Here is a 14,968-nt window from a genome sequence, read left to right on the forward strand (position 1 = left end):
CTATGAAAGGTCTATTTAAAACCCTCACGCTCGCTGCCGCCATCGGCATCAGCGCTACTGCAAACGCCATTACCGTTGGCTTTGCACAAGTAGGTTCCGAATCCGGTTGGCGCACCAGCTTTTCCGAATCAGTCAAAGCGGAAGCGGAAAAACGCGGCATCACTTTGAAATTTTCCGATGCGCAGCAAAAACAGGAAAACCAGATTAAAGCGGTGCGCAGCTTTATTGCGCAACGCGTGGATGCCATTTTAATTGCACCCGTCGTTGAAACCGGTTGGCAACCGGTATTAATGGAAGCCAAACGCGCGCGTATTCCGGTGGTGATTCTGGATCGCAACGTTTCCGTAACCGATCACTCCCTTTATCTCACGCGAATTGCGCCGGACTTTGAAGTAGAAGGCCAGCGCGCCGCAAGCTGGCTCACTGAGAAAACCCAGGGCAAATGCAACATCCTCGAATTGCAAGGCACTGTAGGTTCGAGCGCAGCATTAGGCCGCATGAAAGGTTTTAATGAAACTATTGCAAAGTTTCCTGAAACAAAAATTGTGCGCAGCCAAACGGCTGAGTTCACACGCGCAAAAGGGAAGGAAGTATTGGAAACCATGCTGAAAGCAGAAGGCGGTGGTAAAAATATTTGTGCAATCTGGGCACACAACGATGAAATGGCATTAGGTGCAATCCAGGCGATAAAAGAAGCAGGATTGAAACCCGGCAAAGATATTTTAATCGTGTCGGTTGATGCGGTTGATGATGCACTGAAAGCGATTGTTGCCGGTGAAATTAATGTATCCGTTGAATTAAGCCCACACCTCGGCGGCCCCGCGTTTGATGTGATTAATGAATATCGCGGCGGCAAAAAAGAATTCGATAAATGGATTCGTATGGGCGGTGCAGTTTACACCGCTGATAACGCGGCGGCTGAATTGACCAAGCGTGGTGTTAAATAATTGATCGACGTGTAGAAGCTGAGGAATAGGGTTGGGAGACAGGCTGGCTTTCAATTGAAAGCTTATTAGGCGTTATTGTACATTCGTCGTCGATCACAAGCGTTCAGCTGCACGCAAAGCATGCTTTGCAATCGCTGGCTTCACCCAAGTCGCGATGGTCTCCCAACCCTATTCGCCAGCATCCCGAGACTTTGCGCCACACCAAAAAATCAAAAGCGGTTTCATAATGAACTCAACACCCGTATTACAACTCAAGGGAATTCATAAAATATTCCCCAGCGTTCACGCCTTGAAAGGTGTGAACTTCACTCTGCGCGCGGGAGAAATCCATGCGCTGCTCGGCGAAAATGGCGCCGGTAAATCCACGCTCATTAAAGTGATGACCGGCGTTTACCAACGCGATGGTGGCGATATTTTATTGGATGGCCAACCCATATTTCCCAACAACACCGGCGATGCCCAGGCGCTGGGAGTGAGCACTATGTACCAGGAAGTAAATTTATTACCAAACCTGACTGTTGCGCAAAATATTTATCTCGGCCGCGAGCCGCGCCGGTTCGGTTTAATTAACTGGGGCAAAGTAAATCGCGATGCGCAGGCATTGCTCAAAGGTTACGACCTCGATATTGATGTAACACTGCCGCTGTCAAGTTATTCCATCGCCGTGCAACAACTGATTGCCATTGCGCGCGGTGTGGATATGTCCGCGAAAGTATTAATTCTCGATGAGCCCACGGCGAGCCTGGATGCGGACGAAGTGCAGTCGCTGTTTCGCATCATGCGCGATTTAAAAGCACGTGGAATCGGCATTGTGTTTGTTACACATTTTCTCGATCAGGTTTACGCCGTGTGTGATCGCATTACTGTATTGCGCAGTGCGCAATTAGTCGGCGAATTTGAAACTGCAACTCTGTCGCGCACCGAGCTAATCGGCCATATGCTCGGTAAAGAATTGGCCGCACTGGGAGAACATAAACCGCAAACCCATTCCGGAGGCGGTGATGCGCTATTAAATGCCCAAGGCATTGGCCGCAACGCAACACTCTCACCTACCGATATTCAAGTGTGCAAAGGCGAAGTAGTCGGCCTTGCGGGGTTACTCGGTTCAGGTCGCACGGAATTGTGCCGTTTGATCTTCGGGGTCGATAAGAAGCATAACGGTACAGTAACTTTTAATGGTAACACCGTTAACTTTAATTCACCGCGCGATGCCATTAGTGCAGGCATGGGTTTATGCCCGGAAGACCGCAAGCACGACGGCATCCTCGGCCAACTATCCATTCGCGAAAATATGATCCTTGCGCGCCAGATCAAACAAGGATGGTGGAAATTTATTTCGCGTAAAGAGCAGGAAGAAATCGCCAATCACTACGTAAAAGAATTGAGCATCGCCACCTCGGATATTGAAAAACCGATTGAACAATTAAGCGGTGGCAACCAACAAAAAGTTATCCTTGCGCGCTGGCTTGCGGCAAATCCTTCACTGTTAATTCTTGATGAACCGACACGCGGAATCGACATTGGCGCGCACGCGGAAATTATTCGCCTGATTCGCAAACTGTGCGACCAGGGGCTGGCATTAATTGTTGCATCGTCAGAACTCGAAGAGCTCGTTGCCTTCAGTAGCAAAATTATTGTATTGCGTGACCGCCAGAAAGTTGCCGAGCTGGAAGATGACGCGATTAACCCGCAACGAATTATGCAGGCGATTGCCTCCAATTAATGAAAGAGTAATGCATCATGAATACCTTGAGCAAAAACCAAAACCTGCGCCGCTATTTGTGGCCCTGCGCCGGTTTGCTGGTGCTATTGGTTATCAACGCGATAATCGCACCGGAATTTTTTAGCATTGAATTTAAAGATGGCCGCTTCTATGGCAGTTTAATTGACGTGCTCAATCGCGCCGCCCCCGTTGCGTTGTTAGCAATCGGCATGTCACTGGTGATCGCCACCGCCGGGGTGGATTTATCGGTGGGTTCGATCATGGCCATCGCCGGTGCAGTAAGTGCCTATTACATTACCAAAGGGGTTGATAACCTCGCGCTAATTATTGGTGCAGGTTTAATCGCCGGATTAATTGCAGGCATAGTAAATGGATTTCTCGTTGGCTATATGAGCATCCAACCCATTGTTGCTACATTAATTTTAATGGTCGCTGGTCGTGGTATTGCGCAATTAATTAATGAAGGCCAAATTGTTACCTTTGATCACAGCGGTTTTGCATTTTTAGGCACCGGTAGTTTCCTTGGCTTGCCTTTTCCGGTGGTGCTGGTGATTCTCACATTTGTCATCGTGCAATTATTAACACGTCGCACGGCATTGGGTTTGTATATTGAAGCGGTAGGCGCAAATCCATCAGCCAGCCATTACATGGGTCTGAATGCAAAAGCAATCAAGATGAGTGTGTATTGCGTTGCCGCACTCTGTGCAGCGCTTGCAGGCATGATTGCAGCGGCCGATATTCGCGGCTCCGACGCCAACAATGCGGGCCTTTGGTTGGAACTGGATGCAATTCTTGCAGTGGTGATTGGCGGTGCTTCGTTAATGGGAGGACGCTTTTCAATTTTCCTCGCGATTATCGGCGCACTGATTATCCAGACGCTGACCGTCACTATTATTCTCAGTGGCATTCCACCCAAATTTAATTTATTAATTAAGGCCAGCGCGATTATTTTAGTACTGCTGCTGCAATCGCCGCTGTTCCAGAAACAGCTGGCACAATTAAAATTCCGTAAGCCTTTTACTAACAACACCTCCGCCCCCAACAAGGAGGTAAACAATGCTTAATCGTAAATTTATTCCGCTCGCTGTTACGTGCTGCCTGTTCTTTCTATTGTTTGGTGTTGGCTCAATCCAGTTCGAAGGTTTCGGTACGCCACGCGTATTTTTTAATTTGCTTAGTGATAATGCCTTTTTAATCATCGCTGCCGTCGGTATGACCTTTGTGATTTTATCCGGTGGTATCGACTTATCCGTCGGCGCCGTTATCGCACTGACCGGCGTGGTATGCAGTATCTTGATCAGCAAATACCAATGGCATCCGCTCATTGTATTTCCGGTAGTGTTAATCGGCGGCACAGCATTCGGTGCAATTATGGGTGCGATTATCCATTACTATAAAATGCAGCCGTTTATTGTCACCCTGGCCGGTATGTTTTTCGCACGCGGTTTGGCAAGTGTGATCAGCGAAGAATCAATTCCTATCGAACATGAATTTTACAACGATGTTTCAGCATTTGGTTTTGAAATTTTTGGCGATGCCTGGATCGGTAGCTCGACGATTATTTGTTTAATGGTTTTAGTCGTTGCGATTATCGCTGCACACTACACCCGTTTCGGTGGCCGCGTTTATGCAATCGGGGGCGATGCAAATTCAGCGGCGCTAATGGGCATTCCACTCGCTGCAACCACCATTCGTATTTACGCTATCAGCTCATTCCTCGCCACACTCGCCGGCATCGTCTACTCCTTCTACACCTTTTCCGGGTACTCACTCGCCGCTGTCGGCGTAGAACTGGACGCAATTGCCGCCGTAGTTATCGGCGGAACATTATTAACCGGCGGCTACGGTTATATGTTCGGCACGCTGATGGGAGTATTAATCATGGGCGTAGTGCAAACCTATATTTCATTTGACGGAACACTCAGCAGCTGGTGGACCAAAATTGTGATTGGTGGGTTACTGTTTTGTTTTATTGCATTGCAGCAGGTGTTGGTGAGGGTAAAACCTCGGTAAATTTGAACTAACACGTATCAATTGAGAAGCCCAAGGTGCGAGCCATGGGCTTTTTTATTGCTGTCTATTTATACAGATAAAATACAGTTACAATCAGAGCTACTGCGCAAAAGTGCAGCAAAAATGATGTAACACCAACCATCATATTCGCATGCTCTTTGCCTATCCAAAAAGCGTGCAGGCAAATCTGACCAAAGAGCAAATTGCACAACTCAAAACAATTATTGAAGGGTGGCAATGATGAAAAAAGAAATGTTTGATGAACTTCTGGAAAGCGTCCAGGAAATGGATGAAATTATTCAAGGAAAAAAATGCATCGCGTAGTTTTAATTTTCCCAACCCTGAAGTAAAAGCAATTCTGGATCGACTTGGAGTATCCCAGGAAAAATTTGCCAACCTTTTAGACTTGATTCTGGTTGACCGAAAAACCGAAGCACAAAAGCATCCGGAATAGTTAAAGCTAAACCCCACTGGTAGAATTCCTACGCTTATTGTTGATGGTGAACCCATTTACGAAAGTGCTGCTATCTGCTTGTTTTTATGCGAGCGACATCCTGAAAAAAATTTAATGCCTGCAATGGGAACATTTGATCGTGCGAAGTTTTATCAATGGTTATTTTATTTAAACGCTTCGTTGCAACCCGAACTAATGAAGGGATTAACCTATAACCTCCTTTGGCACTGTCGGTTTTGCCAAATTCCCCGCCTTATTTTTACATCCCAATGATTGCAAATCCATCAGCTAAACTAGGACTTCTGGCCTTCGCAACTCAAGGCTGTACAATATGTCACTTAAAGCAGTTAAATAATTTATGCCAACAGGGTATCCTTCATCCTGAATAGGCTTAAAACAACAATTTATATAACCACTCACTATAGTAATATCGACAGGAAGTAGTTATATGGAGCAAGGACCTTATCTCACCGGGAGAATTTTGTTGAGGCTTTTTGTGAGAGTCATTAGTGTTATTTGCGGCTTGTTAATAACCTACCTTTGTCACGCTGGTAACACCATTACTGCTGCGGTAGATGAAGACATCATTGCGGATTACCAATTATTTATTGGCGATCGCGATCCAGTTACTATCGAGCATTTCGGCGGCCCCGGTGCGCGCCGCGATGTTATTGAGATTGTATTATTGCAACAAGCACTGCACCTGGGTGGATTCAATGGCAAAGTGGTTTTCCGTCCGGAAAATAGTTACCTGCGCATTTTAAAATTGTTAACTGACGGCCAAATTCCTATCTCTGGCGCGCTGATGTGGCGGGAAGATATCAAGCCCTATTCCGAACATCTATTCAAAACTGCGGCGCTGGTGAAAGAAGGCGAATTTATTGCAGGCCTTTATACCCGCCAGGATAATAATCGCGCACTCAATGCCAATACCCGTGAAAAAGTCAGCGAACTGAGCGCCGCATCCAACGATCATTGGAAGCCGGATATTGAAGCGTTGCGGTCACTGGGTATCAATCGCATCCACTATTCTACTTATTGGGTACAAATAGTGCGTATGGTGGTTGCACGTCGCGCGGATATAACACTCGCACCATTTCAAAGTAATCCCGGCATGAAAGTGCAAGTAGAAGATCTGGAACTGGTGCCGATCCCCGGTGTAAAAGTCGCATTACCCGGCAGCCGTCATTGGCCAGTCAGCAAAAAACATCCGCAAGGGCGGGAAATATTTACTGCGTTGGAAAAAGGGATTGCGCTGCTGGAACAAAAAAATATCATCCAGCGCGCTTACGAAGAGTGTGGCTTTTTTCATGAAGGTGTGAAGAACTGGAAACTCTTGAATCCACCGGCAAAACAAAAGCCCTCGCCCGTAAAAAATTAAATCAATACGACAATAATAACTCCATCTGCGCAATATCAAAAACAGATGCAGGGCCATGATGCTTTGAAAAAAATCACCCAGGAAAAGCATAAAAAATGAAGCGGCATGAAATTGAAGATAAAAATAATGTGTGCAACCGGCATTTATAATTTTTTAATTGTCATACCGCAGATACTTGTTTCCACTTACTAGAAAACACAGCGAACAACATTAAGGGTTCCCTATGCCGGCCAGTATTGAAGCGCTAATTAACAGCATTTATCGCAGCGAATCGCGCCGTGTCCTCGCGACCTTGATTCGTCTGTTAAAAGATTTCGATATTGCTGAAGAAGCCTTGCAAGATGCATTTACCGCAGCATTGCACCAATGGCCAATAGAAGGAGTACCGCAGAATCCGCGCGCGTGGCTGGTATCCACCGGGCGTTTTAAAGCCATCGATCAAATTCGCAAGCGCGCACGCATGAATACGTCATGGGAAGATATTGCAGAAAAACTCGGCGAAGAATTATTCAGTGATGACGATCACGTCGATACCCATATTGAAGATGACCAGCTGCGCCTGATCTTCACGTGCTGTCACCCCGGCCTCGCACCGGAAGCACAAATGGCACTGACACTGCGCGAAGTCTGCGGCCTCACCACCGAAGCCATTGCCAGCGCGTTTCTCACTACGCCCAGCACCCTCGCACAACGCATTGTGCGCGCAAAAAATAAAATCCGTGATGCAAAAATTCCTTACGAAATTCCCGCGCGCAACGAATTACCGGAACGTCTGGATGCCGTGCTGCATGTAATCTATCTGGTATTTAATGAAGGTTATTCCGCATCATCCGGCGCCGAATTGATTCGCCAGGAGTTAGCGCAGGAAGCTATTCGTTTGGGACGCTTGCTCGCGCATTTATTACCGGAGGCAGAAGTCTTCGGATTATTAGCGTTGATGTTAATCCAGGATTCACGCCGCCATGCGCGCGTCGATAACAATGGTGATTTAATTCGCCTTGAGGACCAGGACCGCAGTCTGTGGAACCAACAGCAAATTGCGGAAGGTTCACAGTTAATTCAACGCGCACTCGGCAGCGGCCAGGCTGATATCTACTGTTTACAAGCGGCGATAGCCGCGCTCCATGCTGAAGCACCGAGTTTTGCCGAAACTGATTGGGAAGAAATATGTGGCTTCTACGACTTATTATTAACGCGCAATCCGTCGCCCATTATTGAACTCAACCGCGCCGTTGCCATCGCCCATCGCGATGGACCAACACAGGGATTAGCGCTGCTGGATGATCTGGTTACACACAATTTACTGAAGGATTATCATTTGCTGCACGCTGCGCGCGCCGAATTTTTATCCCAATTGAATCAGCTGGACGCTGCAAAAACAGCATATGAAAAAGCAATTGCACTGACCACGCAAGAACCCGAGATCCGTTTCCTGCGTGGCAAGTTGCAATCATTGGCAGGCGTGCGTTAGTGATTAAAAATACTCCCCTGTCGCAAACCCTTCGCTAAAACCGAACCACAGCACCCGTAAAAAATAAACAGGTAGCGGCAAAGCTAATTTGGAACCTGCAAGTGCGCACCAGTGTTGATTTAGTTTCATCACGAATCCCTGCCGTTATGATTAACAATCGAGACCTTATCCAAATCAATCCCTTCAATACAACGAATATTAATCGCCGCCATTTTATTACCCTTTGGATCAGTGCCCTCTGCATAAGGACCAATACCACACACCTGGCAAAATTTGTGTTCAATTACATGTTTGTTAAAAGTATAGGTTCCAACATTGTCGCCCGGGGTAAGCAGCTTGAATGCACTGGCTGGCACAAACCATAACAGGTTTCCCTTGCGCTGGCAGATAGAGCAATTGCAAGACAATGCCGAATCAATAGTACCTTCCACTTCAAAACGAATATTGCCGCAATGGCAACTGCCGATATTTTTCATGCGTATCTCCTCATATCCAGTTAATGACCCGCAAATAAGTAATCGAATAGTTTTGCTTTGTTTCGACAACCGACCCAATTTTTTATTAAGAATTTTTACGTATTAAAACCGGGAAAATCCCACATATCCGGATAGGAAAAGCCAGGAACATTATCGCAACAATAAATGCACAATTGCCCTTTATCGTGATAAGCACGTTTGCCCCCGGTAAACTGTCGGCCCATAAAATTTTTCTTACGCGTAACCAGTTAGCGATGTATTAACTGCATATGCAATAACGGGTAAGGCTTGCCCTGGCCATCCAAAGGCGAGCGGCCAGTAACGGCGAAACCCATCCGTTGGTAAAACCCCAATGCTTGCGTATTTTGTTCATTAACATCTACGTTAGTAACACCTTGCGTAGCAATCGCATGCCGGGTTAATGCAGCACCAACGCCTTTTCCCCGCGCAGCAGGAGAAACAAACAACATTTCAATATTGCCATCAAGAACACCACAAAATCCCAGAATTTCACCTGTGGAGTTCCGCACACAAGTTAGGTGAACTGCATTGAAATATTGTTCAAAAATCAACGGCCTTAACGCAAGCAGATCTTCTTCTTTTAAAAAATCATGAGTGGCCCTTACAGAGGCCTCCCACACGTTAATCAAATAATGGTGATCAATTTTTTCAACAGACTCTATATTCATAAATAACCCATGTAATAAATTTATTTTTTATCCATTACGGAATTTGCCAGCCTGGTTAACCGCTCACAAAACAAGCGGATTTTATTCAATTGCCCCATTGCACTTTAATTACACACGCGCTGTGAATTTCATAAATAATGTTAAAAAGTGCAAACATTTTATGCGTGGAATTTCACAATGAAATAAATGCCAAAAAAAAATTCTACCTTCATTAATTATCAATTTTTTTGACGAATGTCATTTCTCTAAACATACAACGCTAATTAAGATCGTGCCTGCCTTGGTCCAAGGCAAAATCTTTGGATTCTTTAACTTTTATCATGAAGGGAAAATATGTTTACATCTAGATTAAGTCGTATGTTTACGATACCTGTTGCATTAACAGCAAGCATTGTTGCACAGAACGCATTTTCAGTGACCTACCAGGCGAAACCCGACTTCCCTGTAGATTCCGGTGAGTTTGGCCATACATTAGCCAAACACGGAAAATACATCGTTGTTGGGTCCGATAGGCATACCGAGTTTGGTAGAAGCGACCAATTTGCATATATTGGCCACTGGACTGCAAATAGAAATATTGACGGAGGTGCAATCTATCTATTAACGGATGACAATTCTGAATCTATAAAGAAATACCAGTTTTTAAAAGAGCCTGCGATAGCACCCACACTAGATCATGCAACTTACCTGGCAAATCCGTTAAATTTTGGAGCACAAGTAGACATTACCGATAATTGGATCATAGCGACGTTACCTTATCATTATTCGCCTTCGACATCGACAAGCCAACCCGCCGTGGTAATCATTCCAAAAACAAATGGCCAGTTTGCTACTTGTCCAACATCAGCTTACACAACAGGCATTCCCGGAGACACACCAACATTAAGATACTGGGGAAATGCCCTGAACTGCAAACCCGTTTCCGGTACCAATCCTAATAACACCATTATAATTGTTCCGTTGCCATCAGAATTTATTGGAAAATTGGGCCGCAATGTTAAAGTAAAAATTTCGGGTGATGCATTTGTCGTAGCAGCACCTGATCGATTGGTGGCGTATCATCGCAATTCATCATCGGGTGAGTGGGAACTTATCCATACCTTTTTACCAGAAAGCGGTAAATATATTTCCGATGTTTCACTGGACGGCCAGAACCTCGTAATTGGCGAAGTACCATCCCAGCCTTTTATTTCATATGTTGATGACAACGGAGTTATTGAAGCGGGTGATTTTGTATATGCAGGATCCGGTAAGGTACACGCTTTCAAGGTCAATTCGACATCGTTAACGCAAGCGGGTGTTTTCACCAGCGACCTGGGTTTTGGATATCGTGTAGCAGTTAATCAAAATGCCCTGTTGGTCAGCAGCGGTGGATTTGAGTACCCTTCAGAGTTCATCACGCTATACCCACATTTGGCAAATTCACCATTGCCACAGGGCAAAGTGCATCAATACAAAATTGACCCGCTCGCAACGCCAGGCCAAACCGCGTGGCAATATCGTGGTTATGGTGAGTTTACTTCCACACCTATCCAATTATCCATTGATAACAGTGATGTTTTAGCGGTACAACTATTTGAAGTAGGCAAAGTTCTTAACTCTACTTACGTTCCTTACGAGCCAAATACAATTGCGCAGATATTTTATGGCGATACCACTCAAACCGTACCTTTCAATTTAGGTTCATGGGCAACACATGATTCTATTTATCAATCCCAGCTTGACGGGGCAAAACCTTATTTTGAAACTACCCCTTTCAGGGCAATAGATCCACTGCAAGTTTCAAACGGAAATGTTGTCATCGGGTGGAGAGGAATTAAAGGCGATAACAGCAGCCTCTACCCATTAAGTGGTGGAGTTTTCCAGGTAAATCTATCTGAACTGTAATCGTTACGACTAAACACAAAAACCTCTGAATTATTTCAGAGGTTTTTGTCAGCTCAGCTAACAACTCCCGAACACCAAAAAGCAATACCGCCAATAGCGAATAAAACCACCCAGGATAAATGTCTTCCCCGGGTAAATAAAATTGGTAATACCCCCGAAACGATAGCAGTAGCACCGATAATTCGCAGTGTACCCGCCACAGTTAAATCACCCCGCCCCGCATGTACCAGCAGCGCAGCAAAACCTATCCATGCCACTGTGGTAATATGCCATGCAAAGCGCAACGTACGTTTGGTAAATTCCTGGCTGCCAAAAATTTTGGGTAAATTTTCACGGCGAAATAACCGAATCAGAATATATTTTTCACCGAGGTAAGAATGGGCAATACCCAGTGCAACAGTGAGAAACGCGGCGAAATAAAGAAATATGGCCATATCAAAACGTCCTTCACACCTACTAATAATTGTGTCCTGTAAAAAAGAATACTTACTTTCGCAACACGCGTTCAATAAACTCACTTTTCAACTCACGATATTGCTCATCCGAAAGGTCAATACACGTTAATTTAAGTTGATTATATTGATCGAGAAGCGCAGCAGATGCTTTCAATTTTTCACGGAACTCGATAAAAAACTCAAACGTCGAACCATTCGCAACGACCTGGAGAGCAACGTCTTCTATACCGGATTCAAGCATGCACAGCGCTGGCGCCCTTAACGTCTCCAGTTTCTCCCTGAAACCCAGTTTTTTTAGCAACATTATCGATTCATTAAATTTTTCGGGGCTGACGCCGACAAAAACATCGAGATCACCTTTTGATATAGCACCGGGAATGGATGAAGATCCCACATGCTCCACCCGCGCATGTGGAATCAAATTCAAAATAGAGACCTTGTACTTTTGAAACAGCGCTTCACAGGCAGCCCTATATTCGCTTTCCTTGTAGAATTTCATAACGGTTACCATATGTTTTCATAGTGCGCACCACTCGCGACGATTCATAAATTTTTTACAACGTCACATCCTTACTAAACAAATCCTTCAACTCTTTACGGCTTTGCTTCACCAATAATGCTAATTCCTTTGGATCTTTACTAATCGCAATTGCCTGATGCAGCAAGCTATGGTCGTGCTCGCGGAATATATCGATTGCGTGTTGGGATTGCCCTTCGGTATAGCCGACTTCCGTTAGGGTACGCATGGCAGCACTGAGGCTGGATTCGTAAATTTCACGGATGGGATTTTCCACCCCCAACTCCGCCAACTGATAAGCGTGGGCGCGGTCGCGGGCACGGACAATAAGTGTGATGTGTGGAAAGTGTGTTTTTACCAAACGCACCACTTCCAATGATGCTTCTATATTTACCAGTGCAACCACTAGCACTTTTGCATCGCGAATTCCGGCGGCTTCAAGTAATTCAATGCGTGTTGCATCGCCGTAATAACTTTGCACACCGTAATTTTTTAAAAATTCGATATGTTCGGGATTTTTATCCAATGCATTGAATGGAATATTACTGGCAGTAAGGATGCGGCCGATGATTTGGCCAAAACGGCCAAAACCGGCAATGATAACTTCTGCTTTGTGTGCATCGGGTTCTTCCAGTGCTTTTAGCGAATTGGCTGCGTGTGTAGCCTCTTCGCTGGCCTTTTCCTGCATGGTGCGTTTGCGGGTAAAGAATTCATGCAGCATGACTAAAGGGCTGGTTAGCGCCATGGAAATGCCAACGACCAACACCACATAATTGGAAATATTTTCCGGCAGGAATCTGGATTGCTCCGCCGTGGACATCACCACAAAAGCAAACTCTCCACCTTGCGCGAGCATGACGCCTACCAGTAAGCCATCTTTTATTGGAAACTGGCGAATGCGCAATACCACCGCAACTACAAGAATTTTGACCAGCATTAATGTCAACGCGAGCGCTAAAATTAACAGGGGCTCTGCGAAGAGCAGACGTAAATTTAATGACATGCCCACCGCGATAAAAAATAATCCCAGTAAAAGTCCTTTAAAAGGTTCAATATCAGCCGCCAATTGATGGCGAAAACTGGATTGAGCCAACAAAATGCCCGCAAGAAATGCGCCCATGCTCATGGAGAAACCCACTAACTGCATCAAGTAAGCAACACTCAACACAATTAATAAACCTGCGGCAGTAAGAATTTCGCGGCTGCCGTATTTTGCAACCACTTGCAGGAGTGGATTAAAAATTCTCGCTCCCGCTAATAGCAAAAATGTCACTGTACATAATCCTATCCACCAGGGTACGTGAGTGTCTTCCGCAGCAGCCGGTGACCAGGTGGCGAGCAATAATAAGATGGGAATAACAGCGAGATCTTGCAATAACAAAATCGAAAAACCTTTTCGCCCAACAGGCAAACCCATAATTTTATGCTCTTCCATTAACGGAATTGCGAACGCCGTTGATGACAGAGCGAGCGCCAGGCCGATCATAAATCCCTGCTGCCAACTCAAATCCAGGAACACGGCAATTAATGCAGTTATTGCAAACGCGGTGAGCAACATCTGGGCGCCGCCGAGCAGGCCAATATCCAGCCGCATTTTCCACAATTGTTGCGGATTTAATTCAAGGCCAATAACAAATAACAACAGCACTACGCCCAATTCGGAAAATTGAAAGGTGGCTTCGGGCTGGTAAATCAAACCCAGTTCATAAGGGCCAATAATCGCACCGGCAACCAGATATCCCAAAATTGCACCCAGGCCAAGGCGGCGAAATAGAGGTACTGCGATAGTCGCAGCCAATAAATAATAAATAGCGTGTAATAGTGTTTCGTGGTGTTCCATAAACTTAACTCTGATGTGGCGTGATACAGGAATCGAAAATATTTTACACGTCCGGACGATATCAATCGAATACTTGTAGCCTTGATATACGAATTGTATGAATAACTTTTTATTATTCTGGTGAATCATTTGCGCAGTAAGAACGAGACGAATGAAATATGCAAGCGCAACGAATAAATAGAAAAGCCCCGGTAACAAACACCGGAGCTTCAATGCACAGCAGGATTAATAGCGAGCGACGCTCACTTCATAGCTACCGAGGTTATCGTTAATGTCGGCGGGAGTTGTTTTGTCATTAACAGCAAAGAACAATTCACCGGGGCGATCCGCTGTTAACAGGAAATTATCACCGACAGACACCCAACGACCATAAGGACCAATTTTAACCAGCAATGCCCCCAGATATGCACCCGGCAACAAACAAAGTTGGCCGCAACCCTCTGTTCCTTTTGGTGTTGAAAGCGGATAACCCACATTCGCCGGCCATACGTTCACGCGTCCGGCAGCTTTAATTATCACACGCTGGCCAGCAGCAACATTTACGTGGGATGCGGTATTAAAACTTGTTCCCCTGACCACAAATCGTTTCGGCTCGTACAAACCCAACAGGTCATAGAATTTGCGCTGGGTTTTAGCAATACGATAATACGCTACGCCAAGATAAGGTTGATCATTGAATTGCTGGATAGAAATTTTTAATTCATTAACACCTTCCACAAATGGAGAGTAATCCAGATTTTTACATAGCAACACACGCTCAGTCGCGATCACTTGTGCATATTGGTGTATGCATTCATGAAACCATGCCGTTGCATCCTTCCCATTAACCGATGCATGTATTTTTAATGCTGCCGGACCACGTTGCGGCGCTAACGCCGGTGATGGATAAGGGGATGGATATACCGGCTCAAACTCCGGACGATTAAGCGATAATTGGATAGCGGGCGGTAGATACACTGCAATATCTATCGCTTGTGATTCCAGCAAATCAGCGCTCGCCGGTTCTATGCGCAGAGGCAAAGTCCCGTCATTTTGTGCAACTGTATAACCCGCGAAGGTTAACCCTGCCACAACGCCCAAAAACGAAAACATCTTTTTAAAAATCATACTTAATA

14 protein-coding genes and 1 pseudogene are annotated in these 14,968 nt (G+C 45.4%); 9 read left to right on the plus strand and 6 right to left on the minus strand.

Annotated elements, in window-relative coordinates; all coding sequences use genetic code 11:
• Positions 1 to 2 precede the first annotated feature (2 nt).
• The 8 genes and pseudogenes from A596_RS12355 (at position 3) to A596_RS12380 (ending at position 7,989) form a co-directional block, all read left to right on the plus strand.
• Positions 3 to 947 (plus strand): ABC transporter substrate-binding protein, encoded by a 945-nt coding sequence (locus tag A596_RS12355; RefSeq protein ID WP_039915121.1) that lies wholly within the window; start codon positions 3 to 5, stop codon positions 945 to 947.
• 226 nt (positions 948 to 1,173) lie between these two features.
• Positions 1,174 to 2,670 (plus strand): sugar ABC transporter ATP-binding protein, encoded by a 1,497-nt coding sequence (locus A596_RS12360; protein ID WP_039915122.1) that lies wholly within the window; start codon positions 1,174 to 1,176, stop codon positions 2,668 to 2,670.
• A 17-nt stretch (positions 2,671 to 2,687) separates the two neighbouring features.
• A complete protein-coding gene (locus A596_RS12365; protein ID WP_039915123.1) occupies positions 2,688 to 3,734 on the plus strand; it encodes an ABC transporter permease in 1,047 nt (348 codons plus the stop codon).
• A complete protein-coding gene (gene yjfF / locus A596_RS12370) occupies positions 3,727 to 4,683 on the plus strand; it encodes a galactofuranose ABC transporter, permease protein YjfF (RefSeq protein WP_039915124.1) in 957 nt (318 codons plus the stop codon). Before A596_RS12365 ends, yjfF begins: the two co-directional genes overlap by 8 nt.
• Before the next feature lie 289 nt (positions 4,684 to 4,972).
• The gene (locus tag A596_RS23540; protein WP_235425710.1) at positions 4,973 to 5,137 is read left to right on the plus strand and encodes a hypothetical protein; all 165 of its coding nucleotides are present in this window, start codon (positions 4,973 to 4,975) and stop codon (positions 5,135 to 5,137) included.
• 12 nt (positions 5,138 to 5,149) lie between these two features.
• Positions 5,150 to 5,410 (plus strand): annotated as a pseudogene (locus A596_RS23545) (glutathione S-transferase family protein); the annotation flags it as partial.
• Between the two features lie 223 nt (positions 5,411 to 5,633).
• The gene (locus A596_RS12375) at positions 5,634 to 6,518 is read left to right on the plus strand and encodes a hypothetical protein (protein WP_152600168.1); all 885 of its coding nucleotides are present in this window, start codon (positions 5,634 to 5,636) and stop codon (positions 6,516 to 6,518) included.
• 223 nt (positions 6,519 to 6,741) lie between these two features.
• Positions 6,742 to 7,989, plus strand: coding sequence for an RNA polymerase sigma factor (locus A596_RS12380; RefSeq protein ID WP_039915127.1), 1,248 nt, complete (start codon positions 6,742 to 6,744; stop codon positions 7,987 to 7,989).
• Positions 7,990 to 8,117: 128 nt separating this feature from the next.
• Here the strand turns inward: A596_RS12380 and A596_RS12385 are convergent, their stop codons facing one another.
• Together A596_RS12385 and A596_RS12390 are read right to left on the minus strand one after the other, a co-directional pair.
• Complete coding sequence (locus tag A596_RS12385; protein ID WP_039915128.1) at positions 8,118 to 8,465, minus strand: GFA family protein; 348 nt, start codon at positions 8,463 to 8,465, stop codon at positions 8,118 to 8,120.
• Positions 8,466 to 8,713: 248 nt separating this feature from the next.
• Positions 8,714 to 9,154 carry an acetyltransferase gene (locus tag A596_RS12390; protein WP_039915129.1) on the minus strand — a complete coding sequence of 147 codons (441 nt, stop codon included), beginning with the start codon at positions 9,152 to 9,154 and terminating at the stop codon, positions 8,714 to 8,716.
• Positions 9,155 to 9,487: 333 nt separating this feature from the next.
• On the opposite strand from A596_RS12390, the gene A596_RS12395 reads away from it, so the two are divergent.
• Positions 9,488 to 11,041 carry a hypothetical protein gene (locus A596_RS12395; RefSeq protein WP_152600169.1) on the plus strand — a complete coding sequence of 518 codons (1,554 nt, stop codon included), beginning with the start codon at positions 9,488 to 9,490 and terminating at the stop codon, positions 11,039 to 11,041.
• Positions 11,042 to 11,094: 53 nt separating this feature from the next.
• Here the strand turns inward: A596_RS12395 and A596_RS12400 are convergent, their stop codons facing one another.
• The 4 genes from A596_RS12400 to A596_RS12415 all read right to left on the minus strand — a co-directional run.
• Complete coding sequence (locus tag A596_RS12400) at positions 11,095 to 11,475, minus strand: hypothetical protein (protein WP_039915132.1); 381 nt, start codon at positions 11,473 to 11,475, stop codon at positions 11,095 to 11,097.
• A 52-nt stretch (positions 11,476 to 11,527) separates the two neighbouring features.
• On the minus strand, positions 11,528 to 11,995 hold the full coding sequence (locus tag A596_RS12405) for a GrpB family protein (protein ID WP_039915133.1): 468 nt from the start codon (positions 11,993 to 11,995) through the stop codon (positions 11,528 to 11,530).
• A 55-nt stretch (positions 11,996 to 12,050) separates the two neighbouring features.
• On the minus strand, positions 12,051 to 13,853 hold the full coding sequence (locus A596_RS12410; RefSeq protein ID WP_039915134.1) for a monovalent cation:proton antiporter-2 (CPA2) family protein: 1,803 nt from the start codon (positions 13,851 to 13,853) through the stop codon (positions 12,051 to 12,053).
• A 225-nt stretch (positions 13,854 to 14,078) separates the two neighbouring features.
• Positions 14,079 to 14,968 (minus strand): hypothetical protein (locus tag A596_RS12415; RefSeq protein WP_235425711.1); only part of this gene is annotated, 890 nt, incomplete at its 5' end.

This window comes from Cellvibrio mixtus subsp. mixtus J3-8 (assembly GCF_000766945.1).
GTDB lineage: Bacteria > Pseudomonadota > Gammaproteobacteria > Pseudomonadales > Cellvibrionaceae > Cellvibrio > Cellvibrio mixtus_A.